We start from the raw sequence: 21,018 nt of genomic DNA, 5'->3' as shown, positions 1-21,018 counted from the left end.
AAATGCACACAAATTTAAACGTGCAACATTCAGCACGCTCTGTCAGGAAGTGAATAGTAGTGAAGGAGGCTCAGTGAGCAAACAAACAATCCGGAACTGACGCGAAAATCTCTCAAATTCCAGATTTCGATTTTCTTCACATTAGAGCAGTTTGCTCTACCGTGTGCCCGTGAAGAACGCATTTTTCCAGTAAAAATACTATTCGCCACGAGGCAGAACCTGCAAACCAATTCGAAAGATGCTCCAGGCAATATGACTCTAGCTGCGGAAGTGACGTTCCTGTCAAAGAAGCCCCCGAGCGTTCAACGTCGAAATTTACGGCGTTAAACTTCAGGGGAACTCTTGTTCAGAGGCACCGTTGAGAAGTGCCCAGCCCCGCACACTTCGCGGGGGGCATCCTTCAGCTTAAGCAGTTCCAGAAAGAGACACCTGTTCTGTCTCATGTTCGCGAAAATGAATGCACCACAAAGTGAAAGCACCACTCGCGGACATAAAAAACAGGAAACTGATTTGGGAGGCTGCCCCTGCTCGCCAGATGTTACTCATTCTCGATGCCGTGCATCTCCAAAAAGTTGTCCGGAATTTCTGCTGTCTTCCTTGCGACTAACGCAAAGTAATACAACGGCACACCTTCCATCGAAAGTCGATGTCGGTATTTTTCGAGATGAAACAGATCCAGATATTTGGACCATAAGAGTTGGCGAATACAGCGAGAAAACCCTGATGTGTCTGATTCATCCAGAAACGTATCTTTGATATTAAATGCCACCCATCCATCATTTTGGACAAACTGCAACGCCTGAATGAATGCAGAGCAAGGAATATCTCCGAACCCAAGTGCCGCGACGGCAGAGAGGCAATTGACCGACCAGTCATTCAGATCCGCTTTCTGGTTTTCATTCAGATCTGTAAAATCCGCGACATAGTATTCGTCATAGACATCGGGGCGGTCGCGATAGGCAGCTGTTTTTGCTTCGGGGATAATGTCCGCACCAATCAGCCTGGCAACTCCGTATTCCTTGAGAACTTCCCCCATCATCCCGTTTCCAGCTCCGAGATCCAGCACGCGGAGTTCTGAAAAATTTTCGCCGAACTCATCCATCGCAGATTTCAGAATCGTTCCCACACGTTCGGGAGAGGTACACTTGAGACGCTCATAAAAGATCTGCTCGTACAGCCCCGGCCGCAAATAGATCTTATCGTAGTCGTGAAATCTGAGGCGTTTGTTTTGACCGTCCTCAACGACAGAGAAGTATACTTCATCTTGTCCAAGTTGGTGTGATTCCTCTGGTGGAAACTGAATTCGGTAGCGCTGGTTCATGTTGTCGATTTGGGTTTAAGCTCCTTGGAATGTCAAATTCGTGAAAACTGCATTCACACAACGCGAGCCGAAAGCCGGTAGCCCACTCGTCAGATTCCTTGCGCTCACAGCGGCGTAAAAACGCGCCGGACTCACGAAAAGTCAACACTCGTCGAGTGATGTGCAGTGAACCCCATTGTGTAAACCTGACCCACAATGTCAAACGGCACCTTCACATCAGCACCCACATGTGCGACCAGGCCGACTGATTCCACTTCGAAGACGTTCGGAGTACACTTTGAGTTTCACTCTTCGGTTTCGTAACTCGAATTCTACATCAATGTCTTTGCAGCTTACCCTTCTGTCCCTGTGCGGATTGCTCATCGCCTCGCTTGTTGTTGCGAGTGGAGGGCTCTGGATTTGGGCAATTATTCGATACAGATCGGGAGAACCGTTTCTCAAAGATCGCTTTCGCTCTCCTTACGCGAATGTGTCGCTTTTCGCCCTGCTGTTAACGGCTGCCTATCTATTGATGGGGCTTTACAGCACGTTGAACCCAGGGGAAAAACTGGAGTATAACCCGGAACGAATTGAGCGTTTGCTTCACGCTTCGATCATCGAAGGTGTGATCCTAACGTCGATTCTGGGGCTGGCGATTTATCTCAGCGCTGAACGCGTGACGGAGCTATACCGACTCGGCTTCCGGCTTGATCACATCCCCGGACAGATTCTGGATGGCTTTCTCGGTTTTGTGGCAGCCATTCTGCCTGTTTTTATTGCAATTCTAATCACGCTCCCTCTTCGTTCGCTTGAGCAGACACATCCCTTTTTGCGTTTTCTTAGTGACAGAGAAACTACGAGTGCACTTCTGACTGTCATTTATGCGGCTGTGATTATGGCCCCATTAAAAGAAGAGTTGATGTTCCGCGTCATCCTCCAAACCTGGCTGGTCAAAAAGATCGGTGTCACCTGGGGAATTGTCGTCACAGCGGTCCTCTTTGCGGCCGTTCATGGAATTCCCGATTCTCTGGGACTGTTGCCTTTGGCTCTGATTCTGGGGATTGTGTATCACATGCGTCGCAGCTACCTCACTGTCGTCATCATTCACGCCTTGTTTAATGGCTTCAACGTCGGACTTGTCATGCTGCAAAAATCAGCAGAGCAGGTTCTTGAAAATCCGGACCTTCTGAGCCCTTGATGCAGACGAGTCATTTGAAATGAGCTTGCTCCCTTCCCCGTTTCTGTTTCGATATTCCATCCCGGTCGTGGAGATGAAGTCACTTCCACGTTCGAAAGCTCCTTTATTAAAACTCCCGAAGCAGGCACAAGTTGTTTTCCCGGCTGTGATGGAAGAATCACCTGAGTTTGCGAAACTTTCGCTCGCCTGGAACAAGAACGGCCTCGCTGTTTCTGTAACTGTATCAGGGAAGACTGACTGGCCGGACTGTTCACCCGACTCCCCTCAATCCTCAGACGGTGTCCAGATCTGGTTCGACACAAGAGATACACAAAACATTCACCGCGCATCGCGATATTGCCATTACTTTTGTCTACTTCCGATCGGAGAAGGCGCCGACGGAATGACTCCTGTGATCACGCAACTCCCAGTCCCACGAGCGAGTGATGACGCTCCCGAAGTTGACGATGACATCATTCTCACCGAGAGCGAAGCTGATGAGACTGGCTACACGGTCTCTGCCTGGTTTCCCTGCGCAGCTCTGAACGGTTTCGATCCTGAAGCCTATTCGCGGATGGGCTTTTACATTTGCGTGAACGACAAAGAACTCGGGAAACAGCATTTCACAATTGGCGATGACTTCCCATACCAAAGCGATCCCACACTGTGGGCCAGCCTGGAGTTGGTCTCAAAGTAAATCGAGACGCGCTCTGCACGAGCACACGGTAGAGCAAACTGCTCTATTCTTCATTCAGGTGAAAAGTACAACCCGCCCATTGGCCGAAGTTTTCTTCGACCTTGATGGTCAGGCTCGTCAAGTTCTCGGTGACAAGGCCTTCCAGAAGTCGCTCTCCTAACCACTGGGCCAGAAGTTCTGCGGTTGTCTGCTGAATCGGTAAGAGGATGCATTCGTCCTTCGGGAAAATCCACCGCCGGTCTACGTACGTCACTTCAACTTCCCGGTCACTCTCGTGAAGTCGAATTTTCGGATGCTCGGTCGCCAGCAACATTCGATGGTCCAGTTGATCGACAAGATGTTGCAGCGTGTCTCTCAGGGCGATGAAGTCAAAGACGTATTGATTCTCATCGAGCGTTCCCTCGACACGTGCTGCGACTCGCCAGTTGTGACCATGCAAACGTTCACAAAGATCTTCACCGATTGTGATGAAGTGAGCAGCTGAGAAAACCAAATGATCTTTGGTGACATCGACTGAAAACGTGCGCGAGACAGGCATCGGAATCTCTAACTTGAAGAAGGAGGAGTTGAGCTGGAGGGCGGAAGCGATAACTCGATCGTTATCGATTCTGGAGGAACCCATTGTTGCTCACGGATCAGGGAAAACAAAACTGCAGCGATCAGGTCGGCGGTGGTCCCGGGGTTTCTTCGGTTTCCATCCGCACGAAGCCAGTCGTCAAACTCCTGAAATGCTGCAGCTCCTTGCGGCTGCTTCGGCCACTTCTGATTAAGAACCTGCTGTGCACGCCGTGCGGACTCGTTAGCAATCGTCGCTCCGCATTTGCGGGCGATTAGAGAATCGGGCAGCTGGACCATGAGTTCCAAGTGCGTGCCGATCGTGGCGATCTCCCAATCGTTGTGGTGTTCAAACCATTCCAGAAATCGCTCCCGGCCGAAAATCAGAACGTCGCTGAACTCGTTGCAATACTGCCGGGCAATGGCATCGCGTTCGGCAGCCAACGTCATTGCATATTGAATCGGCTGACCGGGAGGCTGTGAAATATCCTGCTCCGAGACTTCTCCCAAGCCACCAGGTTCTGAAAGACGGATCGCTTCGTAGATTCGGGAAGTGTCATCCATGTTGAGTGAATCGATGATCCATCCAATTTCTGATGCCAGATCCGACTCTGCGGGAACAGCTGCGAGGGGAGCCAGCAGTAATGCAATTCCAAGGTTTGCGTTTGACTGAAGCGTACGCTGCGTTTCTGTCATCGCGTTGAGAATCGCCTGCCCCACACCATCTACTTGAACTCGCGAGAGCGATCTGCTTGTGACGTCGGCTGCGACTTCAAAATCCTCGAAACGCAGATCCGCGAACGAGGCTCCCGGATGAACGTTGCCCGCTTTCCGGGCGGCGACTTCCAGAAGGGAAGCTGTTCTGATTTGATCCTGAAGGGAGTCAATCTTGAGTGGAATCGTTCTGGATGTCATGGAATTGTAAAGACCGCTAAAAAGGCCGCGTTAAAATAGGTCATCCAGATGGCTTGTATAGGTCCTGTGAGACAAGCTGAATTCACGGATATTCCGGTGTCGATGCATTCGGAGGGCGCAGCTAACAGAAGCTTCTCTCACCAAGCAAAAGTCAAAAGGACGACGAGCGAGCAGGGGCGTCAATCCCCTCTTCATTTCTTCAACATATTGCTCAAAAACATCATGTCAGATCTTCACTCTCCGATGATGGAACTCTGGTCTTTTTGCAACTTCAATGCAACGAAGAAGAGTGCGTTGGCCGCGTGTTTGCTGACATGTCTTATGGTTTCATCCGGATTTGCTCAAGTCTGGAGACAGTATGACCCGAACTGGGTGCCGGTCAAAGTTCGCCAGAAACCGGTTGATGAAATCGAAGAAGCAAGTCCCCCTGCCCCAATGACTGCAACGGCAGAGACAACTGCAGACGCAAGCGAAAACGCGACAGATTCTGCGACTGCAAATGCGACTACTATCGAAACGACACCGGTCGAGACCTCATTCAAAGCTTTTCAATGGGTCTCTGCTGAACAAGAAATCGTCAACACAGTTGATACAGTCGACTTCGAAGCAAACGAGATCGCTCCTGCTCCTCCTGAGAGCGAAATTGAAGAACTAACAACGACCGACATTCCTGCACCCGCTCCCTTTCCAGTGATTCAAACCGAGAGCGAGAATGGCTGTTTGGGGCAACAATGCAACTCAAGCTGCACACCGGAAAACAGCTGCCTGACTGCTTCCACTGAAAGCGGCATGGACAGCTCACTCGTACTGGACGATCAAAGCCTTTGCCAGATGCGAGGCCCATCGGAGCAATTTGAGACACCAGCCAGCCGTCGCTGGATCTTTTGGAAAGATGAATGCCAAACCTCTGAGCCGGGACCAATTTGCTGCTCATTGCAAGAACGTATGGTGAACTGGCGTCTTTCGAGCATGTACCTGGAAGGCTGCATGCCCGAGGGATATTCACTTTCGCACTTCATCGAAACGGTCAGCCACGCCGAGTTTCATGGGTCACCACTCGCTTCGAACGGACCAGCTGACCCAGGTGGATCATTCGCTGATGCACAGGAGACCGAGGGGAAGAACGTCAAGACCCTGCAACAAATCTCCATCAACATCACTCCTCCACCTGGCAAGCTTCCACCAGATCGTGCTGCTGAAAGATTTAAAAAGTTGACTGCCCAGGCTCACATCCCGGGAACGCATCGTCTTTGGAATGGAACATCGTTTTACTGGGACGCATCCTTATTGAATCACCAGCCGTTGTACTTTGAAGACGTGAATCTAGAGCGACATGGATTCTCTCATGGTTGCTGGCAGCCATTTGTCTCGGGTGCAAAATTCTTTAGCCGAATTCCTGCACTCCCTTTCCTGATGACAGCCGAACCGCCGCAAGAGACGCAATACACTCTCGGCGAGTCACGTCCGGGGAACCATGCTTGCTACGTTTGCGAACGTCCCCCATTCAGCTGGAAGGCGATTGTCGTACAAGGTGCTGCGACGACCGGACTTGTATTCCTGATCCCATAGCTGGCGGACCGGGACAGAGGCTACAACCAGGCTGATTCCGCGTCGATCAGGGCCGAATGCAGCCTGTATTGCCCCCTCGGGTCGAGCCATCTCTGCCCGAACAAGATCGGTGAAGGTTGATCTATTGAGCGAGAACTTCATTTTCAGCTTGTGATTTCGAAGTTTTTGCGGTATTTTACAAGGTCTAAAAAATATGGAATAAGGAGTTGTCATTCCTGTGAATGACAGCGATTCCAGAAGTATTGTTGGTATTTCTTAAACGTGAAATTGCCAATTTTGATCGAGAGCACGTTCATGCGGCCCCGAACGGGGTCGGCACTTCACGTCAATCACATCCCTCCATCAGAGCGGATGCGTGCTCAACACCCAAGCAGCATTTAAGAAGGAAGAACCTATGGCCTCCACACGCGCTCCAGCAGTCGCAGAAGTTCTGTGGGAACTCAAGCGCGCCGACAAATTGGCCACCTATTGTAACATCGCCACCCGTGCTGGATTCAGCGCCGGTGCAAACGGTCGTGCAATGATCACCTGCATGAAAACAATCCGCCGTGACTGGCCGCATCTTCAATGGTGGAGAGCCATTCGAGATGACCGGACCGTCCTTGCTGGCGAACATGCAGAAGAACTCGAAGAATGGGGTGCAACAATTACCCCAGGTGAAGAAGATCGAGTTTCGGTGGAGTTCGACGAAGAAACAAAACTCATGATTTGGAACGAAGATGGAGGCCAGAGCCTCGCCAGTGCTCCAGATGATGACAGTGAAGACGATGATGAAGGTGGCGAAGAAGAGTAATTGTTCGTACTTAATGAACAATTGTTCCCACGTGCCATTGCCGTGACATGCCCCAGCATCACATTTGAATAACGATCCACAAGATTGAATTCACTTGAATGCTGGGTTGCATTGAGTATAGAGGTACACTTGAGGATTGAGGGAACGATTCTCAGCACATCCAGCTCAGACGATTGAATCGAAACGATTCCAGGGAGGGAAGATGTTTTCGCGACTCACTCAATTCGAAGGACGCTCTGTTCTTTGCAATCCTGTTAAACACGTGAAGTGTTTTAGCGGAACGATGAACGGCCATTTCAAGCACCTCTCCATTCTGGTGAGACACGTGAGTGCACTTGGCCTGTTTTGTCTGCTGATGTGTCAGAACGCAGTTGCAGACAAAATCGAACTCATCGAGTCCTACAGCAGTGATACCACGTACAACTGCCAGGCAACTGTCTCCTCCCAAGGTGAAGTCTTTTTCACCAACTCGGAAACAAAAGATCAGCGAGAGAAACTCTCCGCAAACGCATCGTTCAGCTTTCTTGAACGACGCCTCCCGCCAGCTGGTCGCGATTCACTTGCTTTCCGATCGGTCCGAGACTTTCAGTCAGCACAGATGGTCACCACAGTGGGAGGGCATCGCACAGAAGTGAAGCTCCCTGAGAATGCGACCTTCATCGTTTCCGACGGCTACCGTGAAGGGGTCCGGCATTACTCTCCCCTGGTCAAACTCAGCCGAGATTCTCTCGATCTCCTTGAGATCCCAGGCGATCCTCTGGTTCTGGCGGCGTTGCTTCCTCCGAATGCAGTCGAGGTGGAGGATGAATGGAAACCTTCTGACTGGGTCTTGCAGATGCTCACCGGAATCGAAGCGGTTGAAACTTCAGAGTTGAAGTGCCAACTGTCTGCCAGCAATTCCATCTCAGCAAAGATTACCTTTTCCGGAAAGATCAAAGGGCAAAGGTTTGGAGCTTCGACTGAAGTCGAAGTTCGCGGCACTTTGATTTTTGACCTCCGTACATCGCACGTCGCGCGCACTCAGGCGATCTACAAAATTTCAGCCGGAATCGGGACCGTCTACCCGGGTCTTGATATCGAAGTGACCTCGAATCTCGTCAGAAATGTGAGCGAGGAGAAGGGTCGGCTCACTGACGCCATTGTCGAAGATGTCCCGCTGGACCCCAGCGAAAACATGAAACAACTCACATTTGAAGCTCCCCCCTGGGGAGTGACCATCGAGCATGGACGTGGTTGGCATCTGTTCAACTCCGTAATGGAGGGAGCCAATCAAGTAGCGATTTTCCGACTCGTTGAACATGGCAGTCTCGTTTGCCAATGCAACTTTTCCCCATTGCTCAAAGCCGCGCCGGGAGAGATCACCCCGCTAGAACAATTCGAGGCCGATATTCAAAAGTCACTCGGCAAAGCCTTCAAGTCTGTCATCAAAAGCGAACAATTACCCACCGAAAATGGAAAACAGATTCTGCGAGTGGCGGTTGAAGGGGAGCACGAAGTCAAAGGACAAAAAGGCTCGGCACTCATCCCGATGACATGGATCTATTACATCGTCGCCGACCGAACTGGCCAGCAACTCTCCTTCGTCTTCGCTGTTGAATCCCCACTTGTCGAACAGCTAGGTGATCGCGATCGCGAGATCGTCAAAAACCTGCGATTCGTAACTCCACAACGTTAGAGCATCTTTCGAATTGGTTTGCAGGTTCTGCCACGTGGCGAACAGCATTTTACTAGAACCAGTCCGAAAACCTCTGGAATCGTCGCTTTCCTCAACGTTTGAGAGAGCAATTTCAAGTTTCAGGACCACCTCTAGAGAAATGCGTTCTTCACGGGCACACGGTAGAGCAAACTGCTCTAGAAGACGTTCGTGTTTCCTGCCTGCGTGAAGAGTACTCTTAATCTGATGAGGGGCTTCTCATAGGAAACGCCGTTTAATTGACGTAACCCGTTGCCCACTGACAAACGGTACATCAATCTCCCCTCATACAACCAGAAACGAATCAACACTCGTTGCTCTTAGGATTGGTAATAGCAGTCTGACCGTTGACACCCGCAATGTTTGCGCAGTATTCCTATCGTGAAAGAAAAGTGATCTTTTCACCGGAAGAAATGGAGTTCCCGGTATACAGCCAAGACGGCCAAGTCTACGGTTGGTGTATGAACGACGTCTGTTTATACAATTCAGATTTACGAGGATGATAAGATGAAGAAGTTTGTTGCATTGGCTCTGTTGCTGGGAGCAACCACAATCACCAACGCTCGCGAGCCTATCATGGTTCCAGCAGCGCCACAGGATTCAGCAATCGCATACCAGGCTGACTACTCACCAACTCCCGCACAGGGCGTTGTCGTCGATGATGGTTTGCAACCCGTTCCAGCTGGAAGCCCGATTGGGACAATTGTTTGCGATTCCTGCGATGCTCAAGGAATCGAGTTGTACCGAAATGTGAAAGTCATTCAGGCTCGCAAGATCCACCCATGTGCAGTGCCGAAGATCGTTCAGGTTCCAAACCCTTGCTACGATCGCTGCAATCCTTGTGGAAAAGAGCCAGAATGTGTATTCGTGGAAATCTGCGTTCCACCATGTGCCTGCGAAGAAGTTAGCATCTGCAAAGATGGTCGTCGCACGAAATTCGATTACGGCAAATACGGTGTGAAAGTGACAAATCGTCGCGGAACTCTCGTGATCAACTACGATAGCTAAGCGATTTCGAAAATCGTACTCGCAACCTGCTTCATAGAATTCAATGCACGAAAGTGCTGCAGGCGACACGATTGAACGACAATTCAAAAAGAGCCGCAGTCTCCCGGAGATTGCGGCTCTTTTTCTGCGCCAGGTCTTGGTACTTTAAGCACTCTCGATGCTGTCGAATGCGTGAAGATCACTCTTCGATACATAACCATAAACGCCCCATCACAAAGCAACACACACCAATGAAACTCGCCCCGCCTCGAAGAGTCGGTGCTGTTTCAAGACAGAAAGCAAACTGATGCTTCAAACAATGACCGGACTCTTCAAAACCAGTTGGAGGTCATTGGTTCTTGCAGACCTGCTTTTCAAACTGATCGCATTCATCGTTTTGACTCCGCTATCGAGCCTGCTGTTTCAGTTATTCCTCTCCTATTCTGGCCACGAGATTCTCACCGACACCGACATCGCCTTCTTCTTCCTGCATCCACTGGGAATAGTCTGGCTGATTCTCGTGGGGACGACACTGTTCGGAATGTTTGCGATGGAACAAGCGACACTGATCACCGTGAGCATGTCGCAACGTGCTGGTCACACCTTGGGACTACTGGAAGCTTTGCGATTCATTGCCGGAAAGGCTCCTGGAATTTTTCGACTCAACGCTTTAGCGACGACATGGATGTTACTGATCGCAGCCCCGTTTCTCGTTGTGGCAGGAGGGCTGTTTCTCTTCTTCCTGACTGACCACGACATCAACTTTTACCTGACCGACCAACCTCCAAAGTTCATGATTGTCTCCGGCCTGATCGGACTCATCCTCCTGGCGATGACCGTTCTTTTGATTCGCTGTGGGATCAACTGGTCGCTGGCCTTGCAGATTAACCTCTTCGAAAACGTCTCACCGAAAGAGTGCTTGGAGGAGAGTCACAAACGAGTTTTGGGGAAGCGAAAAGAAATCGCGAAATGGCTTTTCTTCTGGCTACTCGTCAACTCTCTTCTCGCGATGGTTGCCTCCGCCTGCGTTTTCACTTTCGGGCAGTGGCTGGTTCCTCGTTCCACAACTTCCATTGTCTGGCTGGCGTTTATACTGGGAACGGTCTTGTCGATCTGGAGCTTCGTGAACCTGTTAGTAAACCTCTTCGGTGCGATATCACTCGCAGTGGTCTTCACTTCCCTTTATGAATTCATTGGGAAAAGCGACGCTTGTCTCCTGCCGACGAATCGTACATCACAAGGCCCAGCCTGGTCACTCACATGGACTCGCGGACGACTCACAGCTGTTATTGCTGTCGGGACTTTGGCATCTGCAGGCGTGGGGATATTGGCGATTCAATCTGTCAACTTCGATGACGCTGTCGAGATCACCGCACATCGCGGAGCCTCTGCAAAGGCTCCGGAGAACACGCTGGCATCATTCCAGCAGGCGATCGACGACGGTGCCGACTGGGTGGAATTTGATGTTCAAGAATCGAAAGACGGAGTTGTGATCGTTGCTCACGATAGCGATCTGATGAAAGTCTCCGGGGTCTCCAAAAAAATCTGGGACTCGACAGCCGAAGAGTTGCAGGCCATCGATATCGGCAGCTTCTTTGACTCGAAATTTTCAAGCGAACGTGTGCCGACTCTGGCAGAAGTTCTTCAGCTTTGCAAAGGGAAGGTTCGAGCAAACATTGAACTCAAATATTATGGACACGATCAGGATCTGGTCAACAAAGTGATTCAGCTTGTTGAAGAGCACCAGATGGAGTCCGACGTGGTGATCATGTCGCTGAAGTTAGCTGGCGTTCAGAAAGTGAAACAGCTTCGCCCGGACTGGACCGTCGGCCTGTTGACAGCTGTCACCGCGAGCGACTTAACACGAGCAAAAGTTGATTTCCTTGCAGTCAACACCGAGCTGGCGACCCGGTCGTTTATCTCCTCTGCCCATCAAAAGAACAAAGAGGTCTTTGTCTGGACGGTGAACGATGCAACGACCATGTCCACGATGATTGGACGCGGAGTCAACAACATCATCACCGATCGCCCCGACCTCGCTCGTCAGGTTCTGGCCGAGCGTGCTTCACTCTCGCCGTTGGAACGAATCCTTCTTGAATATTCATTCCTGTTCGGGATTGAGCCGAAGAAATCAGCGGAACAGTAACCTGGCTTCTGAAATTTTCCTCCAGGCAAATCAACGAACTCAGTGAGATTGACGGAATGACAAACCGTGAACCGACTCTGTTTTTTGCCAAGGGTATTCTCTTAAAGCGAATCAGGCTTGAGGGTTGCCGAGCGAGCGGATAGAACAGGGCGACCGTTTTTACACGGAGTTTATCATTATTTTTCAGGACAGATTCGAAAACGCGAATTTCGTGAATCTTTTCACTCAGAGTGATACCTCATTCACAGCACGAGTTTTTGAAAAAGTTCTTCGTCGTCCATTTTTCCAGCAGGTTTTCGGATGTCAAATTTGAAACGCGATAGAGTAGTTGTCCCTGTTGATTTCTCTGAAGAGTCTCAAAATGCATTGAGCGTTGCTGTAGAAATGGCAGGAGACGCCACAAAGGTGCATGTGGTTCATGTTTTGCCTCCGCTGGAAGCGATCTCACCAGCGGTTGTCTGGGGAGAACTCTCCGACGATACTCGCAAAGCGTCTGTGAAGGATTATGCAACGCAGTTTTTACTCGACCATGGTGCCAGCGGAGCGACTTTAGAAGTTCGAGTTGGAAGCCCGGGGCATGAGATCACTACCTACGCAAATGAAATCGAAGCTGACCTGATCGTCATTTCCTCTCACGGATACCATGGCATCAAACGTATGCTGCTGGGGTCCGTTGCAGAGTCGGTCATCCGACACGCTCACTGTGCGGTTTTGGTCCTGCGAAGACAGGACGCCGAGTGACCGAGTCGTTTTTCATTGATCTCGTTTCAGGTCAAAGCCGAGGAATCCTCCCTTCTTCCCTGCGTGCAGGACTTTGCGTTGCAGAACCGTTCTACGGCTGCGCGGTGGGTCTACGTAATGCATTATTCGACGCCGGTCTCAAGCGAATTCACCAAGCAGAGAGACCGGTCATTTCCATTGGAAATGTCACCACAGGTGGAACCGGGAAGACTCCAACAGTTGCCTGGCTTGTCAACTGGCTGCAACAGCAACACGAGATGCCAGCGATCTTAAGCCGGGGATACCAGAGCCTCGACGGAGAAGCGAACGACGAAAAGCTACTGCTCGATCAACTTTGCCCGGGAGTGTCACACCTGCAAAACCGGGATCGTGTCACGGGCGCAGCTCGCCTTATTCAAGATTCGGACTGCTCCGTCATTGTTCTGGATGATGGGTTTCAACATCGACGCTTACACCGTGACTTCGATCTTGTTTTAATCGATGCACTCACCCCTTGGGGATATGGTCACTTGCTGCCGCGTGGCCTGTTGCGAGAGCCATTGCGGAGCCTTCGCCGTGCAGATGCGATCTTACTGACCCGCTGCGACCTCGTGACAGCGACGCGACTCAATGAACTCAAAGCTCAGCTTTCGAAGATGGTCGAGACGCCTGTCATCGCCAGCGCATTCACAGCGACCGGACTTGTGAATTCAAGTGGAGTAAAACTTCCGTTCGCAGATTTGAATGGAAAACGAACCTGCTCATTTGCAGGGATCGGGAATCCGGGAGGTTTTCGACGGACTCTTTCCGGAGTCGGGCTAGCTGTCTCTGACAACCGCTTTCGAGCTTTCCCGGATCACCACCACTACACTCAAAGTGACCTCAACAATGTCGCCGCCTGGGCGACGACTCAGTACGCAGAATCTCTCATTGTCACTCGAAAAGATCTCGTCAAAATTCGCTCGGATCAGATCGGACAAATTCCGCTCTGGGCGGTCGATATCGAATTGGAATTCCTGGAAGCCGAACCACTCTTACAGCGAACGCTCGCTGATAAACTCAGCTTCCTCAATGTCGAACGAACCTGATTCAGTAGAGCCGTTTGCTCTACCGTCTATTCTTGTAGAACGCCTTTCATCAGCAAACTTGTGTTCGCCAAGAACCAGAATGCGAACATCAATTCGAAAATGTGATCAGAAACTTTCGCACTACGGAGCGATGTCGCAAGAAAATTTTGGGAGGAACCGTTTCGCCTTCGTTAAAGTTGCTCCGATTCAATCTGTTTGATCCGTTGCATCCGTGCCCTTTGCATCCGTTGTACGCTTTGTCTGTGCATTCGAGTTTAGATTGCTGGCTTGCCATCGCTGAAATCTCTAAGATTGGTTTCCTCGCAGAAAATCAGAAACCAAAAAGTTCATCAAAGAAAACATTGATCGCCGAGCCCGATCGTTTTCATGTGATGAAAATGAATTGTTTGCAGTAGAGGTCTGAAAGTATCAACTCGCCTTTAGCCAGAAAGCCTGTTGACCTGACACAAATCGACTTTCATTCCCGGATATTCCAAGAATGAGACTTGCGATCAGCACCACAGAGTTTGAAGCCACGTGAAGCATTGAATTAATAAAAGCAGCTTTTGTTTTCCTTCCCGGTGTCTCTGCGGTGAAATTCTACTGCGAACGATTTATAGCCGCGAAAATTTTTAAAGAACCATAAAAAGAAAGTGATTGAGTGATGGATAGTGAATTACGAGAAACTGCAACGATGTTGATGGAGCGCATTGTTCAGCTAAAGGACTCTCTTTGACTACGACATCAAAGTAGAACGTGTTGCCGAGATCGACACATTAATGGCTGCGCCGAACTTCTGGGATGAACAGGAGAAGGCTCAAGAATTAATTAGCGAAATGCAACGGCTCAACGCTGTGATCAAGCCCGTCGGGGAACTTTCCACCGGTGCTGGCGACATGGAAGTGTTGATCGAATTTGCAGAAATGGAAGATGACGAGAGCTCTTCTGAAGAGGAACTGCGCACGACAGTTGAGGCACTCCAAAAGCAACTGGAAGCGATTGAACTTCAGTCCAGCATGAAAAACCCGGAAGACTCCGGGAACGCTTACCTGACGATCCAGGCGGGCGAAGGAGGAACAGACTCTGCAGACTTCTGCGAAATGCTGATGCGGATGTACCTGCGCTGGTTTGAAAACAACAAATTTAAAGCGGAAGTGATCGACCAATCCGAAGGGGAAGAAGCAGGCTTACGAAATGTGACCCTGCATGTCAAAGGGGCGTATGCTTTTGGCTACCTCAAAGGAGAGACCGGCAACCATCGCCTAGTGCGCATCAGCCCATTCGATTCGGCAGGCCGTCGGCACACTTCTTTCTGCGCAGTCGATGTCATCCCCGATCTTGGTGATGTCGAAGTGATCGAGATCAACTGGGAAAAAGATGTCCGCGAAGATACTTACCGCGCAGGGGGCGCAGGTGGTCAGCATGTCAACAAAACAGACTCTGCCGTCCGCTTAACGCACCTGGAAACCGGCGTGGTGTCGCAATGTCAGAACGAGCGCAGCCAACATAAAAACCGGGCTTCAGCTCGAAAAATGTTGCAGGCAAAGTTGTTTCAGATCGAGCAGGAAAAACAGAGTGCCGCAACGGCAGCTCGAAGAGGTGAGAAATCCAAAATCGGTTTTGGAGGTCAAACCATCCGTCACTACGTACTGCAGCCACAGCAGTACGTCAAAGACGACCGCATGGAGCTCAAGCTGAACAATCCGTTTGAGACCCTCGATGGCGACCTGGACGAACTGATCGAAGCCTACTTGCGATGGAGCATTGCGAAGTAATCGCTATGAACTTTTGAACCACTTCGAACCTTGTCGCATCGTTCGAATTGGTGTTCAGGTTCTATTTCGCCACGAGGTAGAACGTAATGGCCAATTTTGGCTGTGCTCCACAAAGAGAACCTTTCAAAATGCCGCCCACTAAAACATTCAACTGGACCGAATTTGTTCATCATTGGCGAATCGCTGAGGGGTGCACGTATCTGAATCATGGATCGTTTGGACCGTCGCCTTTGCCGGTTCAAGAGAAGCGAATGGAACTTCTCGCCGAGCTCGAATCGCAGCCGATGGAGTTTTTGATTCGTACAACTCCTCGGTTGTTGAAAGAGGCAACTCAATCGCTGGCTGCGTTTTTGAACTGCGAACAAGGGAATCTGGCCTTCGTGCCAAATGCGACCGAAGGCATGAACGTCGTTGCCAAAAACGTTCCGCTGGCAGCTGGGGATGAAGTCCTGCTGACAGACCATGAGTACGGTGCTGTCGTTCGGATTTGGGGGAATGCCTGTAAACAGGTGGGTGCGAAGACGGTGCTCGTCCGATTGCCGCAACCGCTGCAATCGAAAGATGAAGTCGTCGAGGCGATCTTCGCAGCGGTGACTGAAAAGACGCGAATTCTTGTCGTCAGCCATGTCACTTCACCGACAGCCGTGATTCTTCCTGTGCAAGAAATTTGCCAGCGAGCCAAACAGTCCGGACTCATGGTCGTGATCGATGGTCCGCATGCTCCTGTCATGGTCGATGTCGACCTCCGCTCGATGGGTTGTGATTTTTATTGCGCCAGTACTCACAAATGGTTATGCGCTCCGTTTGGAACCGGATTCCTTTACGTGAAGTCGAAGTACAAGCAGGGTCTGGTTCCGAACACCATTAGCTGGGGCCGAAGTTTGCAGGGAGACGATGCACACTGGACGGATGAATTCCACTGGCCTGGGACATTCGACCCAACCGGATATCTGAGCATCCCGACCGCGATTCAATTTTTCAAAGAGATTGGCCTCAAACGATTTCGAGAGCAAACGCACGCCTTGGCCAAGTATGTGAGAGAGCGATTGTTGGAACTGACCGACCACGCCCCACTCTCCGAGGACTCTGAAGAGTGGTACGGTTCGATGGTGACCGTCCCATTTGATGCGGGTGAAACTACGAACCTGAAACCGGGTGAGCCGCACCCATTACAGAGATGGCTGGCAACGGAGCATCAATTAGAAGTTCCAGTTTTCGAATGGCATCAGCAGTGGCACGTGAGAGTTTCGTGTCAGTTGTATAATACGCCTGAACAGATCGATCTGCTGGTTAAACTGCTTCAGGAATGGAAAAGCCAAACTGGATAGAGCAAATTCACGGTTGGTTTGCAGTGAACTCGCTGCATCTTTGGGAGTTTTTCTCCTCCAGTGACTATCCAAAGGCTAAATGGGTTACAGAAAATCTGAATGAAACTTGCTTAGGACCGCTTCGGGCTCTCCAGCAACAATGTCACCGGTCCGTCGTTGACCAATGCAACATCCATGTGTTCCTGAAACTTGCCGGTTTCTGTCTTGATCCCTTGTGCTCGTAACTCAGCGACGAAGCTTTCATACAATGGTCGTGCCTGCTCGGGTCGGGCCGCCTCGACGAAACTGGGGCGGCGACCTTTTCGGCAATCACCATAAAGGGTGAACTGACTCACTGCGAGAACGCTTCCGTCGACATCTCCGAGAGCGAGATTCATTTTGCCCTCGGCATCTTCGAAGACTCGCAGGCCAATAATTTTATTGGCGAGGTAATTGACATCGTCATGAGTATCGTCCGCAGTGATCCCCAGCAAAACAAGATATCCCCGGTCAATCTTCCCGACAATTTCATTGTCGACAGTGACACTCGCAGAAGAAACACGTTGTACGACAGCACGCATAGGTCAATAATTCAAATCAGAGGAAGAGTTGTTGTGAATCAGCCCGCCAAGCAGGATCGACAAGCTTTGTCGTCCGTTCCAGACTTTGCCACATCAGTTTAATCGATGCTCGCTAAGCAACAAAGTCCCTGAATTCTCCCGGAGAATTGAAACTTGCGACAAAGGTTCCCGCTGCCTCGCTGGTCTGTGAGAAAACGACATATCACTCACTTTGAAAGTGTCTTGCTGTCGCCTTCGAAGCCATGCTCATGAACTGCGGCGTTGTCGTTGCACTTCATAACACAAGATCCCCGCTGCGACGGCGGCGTTGAGGGAATCGACGTGGCCGGTCTGGGGGATGGCACAGAGAGTGGTGCACTGTTCCATCAATTCCGATGCAACCCCTGCTCCTTCGTTACCAATGATGATCGCTGCCCCTTGTGTCAGGTCGAGTTCAGCGGGAGACGTCTCGGCTTTCTCCGAAGCAGAGATAAGTTCAATGCCCGCACTTTGTAGTTGCTGCGCGGCTGCGGGGAGAGATTCGACCTGCGTAATGTTCAGATAATTGACCGCTCCGGAGGAACTGCGTGCGACATGTGAAGAGATTCCAGCCTGTTCACGATCTCCGATGATGATCCCGTCCACTCCGAACAGGTCAGCTGAGCGCAGGATTGAACCGAAGTTGTACGGATCTTGAATCCGGTCGAGAATCAGGAGGAATGGTCTCTCGGGGAGTTCACTCACGAGTTCTTCAAAATCTTTGAGAGGAAATTCGGGCATCCGGGCAGCGACCCCTTGATGATCTCGCGCACGAACCAGATCCTCCAAACCGTTCGCATCTGTGAAACCCAATGGGATTTGATCATCGTCACAGCGTTGCAAAATTTCCTTCAACAACGCAGCTTCGAGGAGTTCATCGCAGATCAATAATTCGTAAGGTCGCCAGCGTCCAGCGCGTAACGTTTCCAATACGGCGTGCCTTCCCCAAAGCCAACCTCGCTGATGGTTGCCGAGCGTTGATTTTGAACGTCGTTTTTTTCGTTTTTTTCCGACCATTTCAGAAGTGGCTTTGATTCCTGATTGAGACAGATTCGAAGACCTGACTAGACTGGCTTGAAGGATGATGGAACGCCCACCACAATGGAGTCTTCCTGAAAGAGAGCCCATGAAACGAATGTTACCATTACGAAAACGACCCAGATTTCCTCAATACAATACTGATGAGGAACGTGAAGGGCTGCGCGCAGCCGGAAGATTCAATGCGGAATTGCTCGATTTTTTGAGACCGCACGTCAAAGCTGGCGTCAGCACGAATCATCTGGATGCACTCGCTGAGCAATATACTCGCGATCACGGCCACATCCCCGCTTGCCTGGGCTACAGCGGATATCCCAAGACAATTTGCACCAGCTTGAATGATGTTGTCTGTCACGGAATTCCGAATGACATTGAGCTGCAAGATGGCGACATCGTCAACGTTGATTGCACAACGATTGTTGATGGCTGGTTCGGCGACCAGTCAGAAACATTCCTGATTGGCGAAGTGTCTGATGAAGCACGGCGTCTCGTTCAAGGGGCGTTCGACGCACTCTGGATCGGAATTCATGCAACGCATCCATTTTGCTCGGTCATCGAAATTGGGGCAGCCATCACGAAATTCGCGAGAGAGCAAGGTTTTGGCGTCGTCGAGAATTATCAGGGGCATGGAATCGGTCGAAAATTTCACCAAGAGCCGGGCATCCCGCATGTTCCATTTCGTAGAAGTCGAAGTGAAATTCTGGTTCCCGGAACATCATTCACAATTGAACCGATGTTAAATCTGGGCGTCGCTGCCACACAACCTCCGCTCGATGATGGTTGGACCGTCCTCACCGAAGATGGCTCACTCTCCGCACAATTTGAACATCACATCCTGATGACAGAAGAGGGACCAGAAGTTCTGACAACCACGAAAAACGGCCCGCGAGAAGGGCACAAATTCTAAGCTGGCGAGCATACGACTCGTATGTTCACCATGAATCTTGTTTTAAGCCAGAGCAGCCAATGCATTCTCGGGGAAAACTGTGAGCGAGGCGAGTACAGAATCTGAAGCTGTGAATCTCCGGGATACCAGTTCGCATCGCGTGATCGCTGTCATGCCAGCTTATAATGCTGAAGCGACACTGGAACGGACAGTCGCTGACATCTCCAAAAGTCTCGTTGACGAAATTATCCTCGTCGACGATTGCAGCAGCGACAACACAGTCGAACTTGCGAAGAGCTTGGGGCTGACGGTCATTGCTCACGAACACAATCTAGGATACGGCGGGAATCAGAAGTCCTGCTACACTCGAGCTTTGGAGAATGGCGCGGATTATATCGTGATGATCCATCCCGATTATCAATACGATGCGCGAATGATTGGAGCTGCAGTCGAGGTGATGAAGCTGGAGATCTGTGATGTCGTTCTGGGATCGAGAATTCGAACCCGACGCGAAGCGATCGACGGAGGAATGCCAGCGTGGAAATATGTCGCCAACCGCTGTTTAACGCTCACCGAAAATATCGCCTTGGGACAGAATCTGGGAGACTTTCACAGCGGCTTCCGGGCGTATCGTCGAGAAGTTCTGGAAACGATTCCGTGGAGGAACAACACGAACGATTTTGCCTTTGACAGCCAGTTTCTGGCACAGGCTGTCCACTTCGGCTTCAAGCTGGGAGATATTCCTGTCCCAGTCCGTTATTTCGACGAAGCGTCAAGCATCAACTTCCGGCGATGCGTCAAGTACGGATGCACCACACTTTGGGTTTTGTTACAATTCTGGTTGCAAAAATTAAAGTTGGCTCGGTTTCGAATTTTTGAAAAAACTTCCAACTGATGTTGAACTTAACGCATAATTCACAATCTCCCCCTATTCTTCATTGTCGTAATGACGAATACTAAGATAGTGGCCGTGCACTGAATAATCAGGATACGTCTTCTCTGCTGACGACCACACATTCAGATCATGTGAGAACGAATCAAGCACCATGCGGCGATTCCACACACAATTGGGAAAAGTGCTAGCCATTGCGTCATTCGCAATGCTGTTAGCGACCCAATGGTTGCACTCGCCTCTGCACCATGTTGTTGAATCTCTTGAGTCGCAGGCTCAGTCAGAGCATGCTGAAGCTCATCAAAAGCATGGACACTCCCACCACCATTCTGAGACACAAGTACATCAGCAAGCCCACTCACGTAAGTGCTGCCATTCACACGGGCACGCTCATCCCGCTGCCGCTGACGGGAAACCCGCCTGTCCACATCCTCATCCGCACCCGGCTGAAGATTGCCACATTTGTAGTTTTCTCACGGAACGTGCCAGCACGCTTTCGTGCGACATAGAAATCTCTGGCGTCGAATCAGTCGAATTTGCGATTGATGCTGTCGCGATCTTTCTCTCTGCTCCATCTCAATACCGAGCATTCGTTCGCGGACCACCTGCTCTCTCGTAGTCCCGTTGCCGCTCTCGCTGTTCTCTGTTTGCATGCGCAAATTGATTGGCGATGACAAGAAGTGCGATTCAACATCACGCCATGGTCTTAAAGCCGTATTCGTGCGCATGTTGAATATGAAAGAGCCCCTGGAAGGTTTCCAGCAACAAGTGAATCAAGATCCATCTGCGATCGATTCTCTTTCCTGAAACCGTCTCAACTCTCGAACGTCTCTTCCGCGCGGGATAAAGCCCACAGTCCGAATTTGTCCGAGCCAGTTGCCTGACCGGGCGCGTGGCTGTGC

General features: G+C 50.6%; 19 protein-coding genes. 14 read left to right on the top strand and 5 right to left on the bottom strand.

Annotation, left to right across the window (positions count from 1 at the left end):
* Positions 1–538: 538 nt before the first annotated feature.
* On the bottom strand, positions 539–1,321 hold the full coding sequence (locus ACN0YR_RS05980) for a class I SAM-dependent DNA methyltransferase (RefSeq protein ID WP_417848277.1): 783 nt from the start codon (positions 1,319–1,321) through the stop codon (positions 539–541).
* A gap of 319 nt (positions 1,322–1,640) precedes the next feature.
* Between ACN0YR_RS05980 and ACN0YR_RS05975 the strand changes: the two genes are divergently transcribed.
* Both ACN0YR_RS05975 and ACN0YR_RS05970 read left to right on the top strand, forming a co-directional pair.
* Positions 1,641–2,498, top strand: coding sequence for a CPBP family intramembrane glutamic endopeptidase (locus ACN0YR_RS05975; protein WP_417848276.1), 858 nt, complete (start codon positions 1,641–1,643; stop codon positions 2,496–2,498).
* A gap of 19 nt (positions 2,499–2,517) precedes the next feature.
* Complete coding sequence (locus tag ACN0YR_RS05970) at positions 2,518–3,174, top strand: hypothetical protein (RefSeq protein ID WP_417848275.1); 657 nt, start codon at positions 2,518–2,520, stop codon at positions 3,172–3,174.
* Positions 3,175–3,217: 43 nt separating this feature from the next.
* Here ACN0YR_RS05970 and ACN0YR_RS05965 read toward each other — a convergent pair whose 3' ends face one another.
* Positions 3,218–3,712, bottom strand: coding sequence for a 6-pyruvoyl trahydropterin synthase family protein (locus ACN0YR_RS05965; protein WP_417848274.1), 495 nt, complete (start codon positions 3,710–3,712; stop codon positions 3,218–3,220).
* 8 nt (positions 3,713–3,720) lie between these two features.
* Entirely contained in the window at positions 3,721–4,644 is a 924-nt protein-coding gene (locus ACN0YR_RS05960; RefSeq protein WP_417848273.1) for a triphosphoribosyl-dephospho-CoA synthase, read from the bottom strand.
* A 321-nt stretch (positions 4,645–4,965) separates the two neighbouring features.
* On the opposite strand from ACN0YR_RS05960, the gene ACN0YR_RS05955 reads away from it, so the two are divergent.
* The 9 genes from ACN0YR_RS05955 (at position 4,966) to ACN0YR_RS05915 (ending at position 16,722) form a co-directional block, all read left to right on the top strand.
* Positions 4,966–6,213, top strand: a complete 1,248-nt coding sequence (locus ACN0YR_RS05955; RefSeq protein ID WP_417848272.1) for a hypothetical protein — start codon at positions 4,966–4,968, stop codon at positions 6,211–6,213.
* A 394-nt stretch (positions 6,214–6,607) separates the two neighbouring features.
* On the top strand, positions 6,608–7,006 hold the full coding sequence (locus ACN0YR_RS05950; protein WP_417848271.1) for a hypothetical protein: 399 nt from the start codon (positions 6,608–6,610) through the stop codon (positions 7,004–7,006).
* A 325-nt stretch (positions 7,007–7,331) separates the two neighbouring features.
* Positions 7,332–8,681, top strand: coding sequence for a hypothetical protein (locus ACN0YR_RS05945; RefSeq protein ID WP_417848270.1), 1,350 nt, complete (start codon positions 7,332–7,334; stop codon positions 8,679–8,681).
* Positions 8,682–9,206: 525 nt separating this feature from the next.
* Complete coding sequence (locus tag ACN0YR_RS05940) at positions 9,207–9,707, top strand: hypothetical protein (protein ID WP_417848269.1); 501 nt, start codon at positions 9,207–9,209, stop codon at positions 9,705–9,707.
* Between the two features lie 286 nt (positions 9,708–9,993).
* Entirely contained in the window at positions 9,994–11,832 is a 1,839-nt protein-coding gene (locus tag ACN0YR_RS05935) for a glycerophosphodiester phosphodiesterase family protein (RefSeq protein ID WP_417848268.1), read from the top strand.
* A gap of 300 nt (positions 11,833–12,132) precedes the next feature.
* Positions 12,133–12,573 (top strand): universal stress protein, encoded by a 441-nt coding sequence (locus tag ACN0YR_RS05930; protein WP_417848267.1) that lies wholly within the window; start codon positions 12,133–12,135, stop codon positions 12,571–12,573.
* A complete protein-coding gene (gene lpxK / locus ACN0YR_RS05925) occupies positions 12,570–13,640 on the top strand; it encodes a tetraacyldisaccharide 4'-kinase (protein WP_417848266.1) in 1,071 nt (356 codons plus the stop codon). The genes ACN0YR_RS05930 and lpxK overlap by 4 nt, the downstream gene beginning before the upstream one ends.
* A 643-nt stretch (positions 13,641–14,283) precedes the next feature.
* Positions 14,284–15,394, top strand: a protein-coding gene (gene prfB, locus ACN0YR_RS05920) for a peptide chain release factor 2 (RefSeq protein WP_417848265.1) whose coding sequence is annotated in 2 segments (ribosomal slippage) — positions 14,284–14,352 and positions 14,354–15,394 — 1,110 coding nt in all. Because the reading frame shifts where the segments join, the coding sequence is not laid out codon by codon here.
* A 128-nt stretch (positions 15,395–15,522) separates the two neighbouring features.
* Positions 15,523–16,722 (top strand): aminotransferase class V-fold PLP-dependent enzyme, encoded by a 1,200-nt coding sequence (locus tag ACN0YR_RS05915; protein ID WP_417848264.1) that lies wholly within the window; start codon positions 15,523–15,525, stop codon positions 16,720–16,722.
* A 110-nt stretch (positions 16,723–16,832) separates the two neighbouring features.
* Here ACN0YR_RS05915 and dtd read toward each other — a convergent pair whose 3' ends face one another.
* Together dtd and rlmB are read right to left on the bottom strand one after the other, a co-directional pair.
* Entirely contained in the window at positions 16,833–17,282 is a 450-nt protein-coding gene (gene dtd / locus ACN0YR_RS05910; RefSeq protein WP_417848263.1) for a D-aminoacyl-tRNA deacylase, read from the bottom strand.
* A gap of 246 nt (positions 17,283–17,528) precedes the next feature.
* Positions 17,529–18,317: a 23S rRNA (guanosine(2251)-2'-O)-methyltransferase RlmB gene (gene rlmB / locus ACN0YR_RS05905; RefSeq protein ID WP_417848262.1), complete on the bottom strand. Its 789-nt coding sequence runs from the start codon at positions 18,315–18,317 to the stop codon at positions 17,529–17,531.
* Positions 18,318–18,426: 109 nt separating this feature from the next.
* On the opposite strand from rlmB, the gene map reads away from it, so the two are divergent.
* The 3 genes from map to ACN0YR_RS05890 all read left to right on the top strand — a co-directional run bounded on the left by map (position 18,427) and on the right by ACN0YR_RS05890 (position 20,735).
* Positions 18,427–19,245 carry a type I methionyl aminopeptidase gene (gene map, locus ACN0YR_RS05900; RefSeq protein ID WP_417848261.1) on the top strand — a complete coding sequence of 273 codons (819 nt, stop codon included), beginning with the start codon at positions 18,427–18,429 and terminating at the stop codon, positions 19,243–19,245.
* A 151-nt stretch (positions 19,246–19,396) separates the two neighbouring features.
* A complete protein-coding gene (locus ACN0YR_RS05895; protein WP_417848331.1) occupies positions 19,397–20,119 on the top strand; it encodes a glycosyltransferase family 2 protein in 723 nt (240 codons plus the stop codon).
* A gap of 151 nt (positions 20,120–20,270) precedes the next feature.
* Positions 20,271–20,735, top strand: coding sequence for a hypothetical protein (locus ACN0YR_RS05890; protein WP_417848260.1), 465 nt, complete (start codon positions 20,271–20,273; stop codon positions 20,733–20,735).
* Positions 20,736–21,018 lie beyond the last annotated feature (283 nt).

This window comes from Thalassoglobus sp. (assembly GCF_048270125.1).
Taxonomy (GTDB): domain Bacteria; phylum Planctomycetota; class Planctomycetia; order Planctomycetales; family Planctomycetaceae; genus Thalassoglobus.
Note: the sequence above shows the minus strand (reverse complement) of the source record. Positions and strands in the feature narration are given on the sequence as shown.

What these genes read in the sequence shown, in the direction of transcription:
- ACN0YR_RS05960 (WP_417848273.1), bottom strand. Translation starts at nt 4,644, where the DNA reads ATGACATCCAGAACGATTCCACTCAAGATTGACTCCCTTCAGGATCAA.
- ACN0YR_RS05890 (WP_417848260.1), top strand. Translation starts at nt 20,271, where the DNA reads ATGCGGCGATTCCACACACAATTGGGAAAAGTGCTAGCCATTGCGTCA.
- ACN0YR_RS05915 (WP_417848264.1), top strand. Translation starts at nt 15,523, where the DNA reads ATGCCGCCCACTAAAACATTCAACTGGACCGAATTTGTTCATCATTGG.
- dtd (WP_417848263.1), bottom strand. Translation starts at nt 17,282, where the DNA reads ATGCGTGCTGTCGTACAACGTGTTTCTTCTGCGAGTGTCACTGTCGAC.
- ACN0YR_RS05970 (WP_417848275.1), top strand. Translation starts at nt 2,518, where the DNA reads ATGAGCTTGCTCCCTTCCCCGTTTCTGTTTCGATATTCCATCCCGGTC.
- ACN0YR_RS05965 (WP_417848274.1), bottom strand. Translation starts at nt 3,712, where the DNA reads ATGCCTGTCTCGCGCACGTTTTCAGTCGATGTCACCAAAGATCATTTG.
- ACN0YR_RS05950 (WP_417848271.1), top strand. Translation starts at nt 6,608, where the DNA reads ATGGCCTCCACACGCGCTCCAGCAGTCGCAGAAGTTCTGTGGGAACTC.
- ACN0YR_RS05930 (WP_417848267.1), top strand. Translation starts at nt 12,133, where the DNA reads ATGTCAAATTTGAAACGCGATAGAGTAGTTGTCCCTGTTGATTTCTCT.
- ACN0YR_RS05895 (WP_417848331.1), top strand. Translation starts at nt 19,397, where the DNA reads ATGCCAGCTTATAATGCTGAAGCGACACTGGAACGGACAGTCGCTGAC.
- ACN0YR_RS05955 (WP_417848272.1), top strand. Translation starts at nt 4,966, where the DNA reads ATGGTTTCATCCGGATTTGCTCAAGTCTGGAGACAGTATGACCCGAAC.
- ACN0YR_RS05980 (WP_417848277.1), bottom strand. Translation starts at nt 1,321, where the DNA reads ATGAACCAGCGCTACCGAATTCAGTTTCCACCAGAGGAATCACACCAA.
- ACN0YR_RS05940 (WP_417848269.1), top strand. Translation starts at nt 9,207, where the DNA reads ATGAAGAAGTTTGTTGCATTGGCTCTGTTGCTGGGAGCAACCACAATC.
- ACN0YR_RS05975 (WP_417848276.1), top strand. Translation starts at nt 1,641, where the DNA reads ATGTCTTTGCAGCTTACCCTTCTGTCCCTGTGCGGATTGCTCATCGCC.
- ACN0YR_RS05935 (WP_417848268.1), top strand. Translation starts at nt 9,994, where the DNA reads ATGCTTCAAACAATGACCGGACTCTTCAAAACCAGTTGGAGGTCATTG.
- map (WP_417848261.1), top strand. Translation starts at nt 18,427, where the DNA reads ATGAAACGAATGTTACCATTACGAAAACGACCCAGATTTCCTCAATAC.
- rlmB (WP_417848262.1), bottom strand. Translation starts at nt 18,317, where the DNA reads ATGGTCGGAAAAAAACGAAAAAAACGACGTTCAAAATCAACGCTCGGC.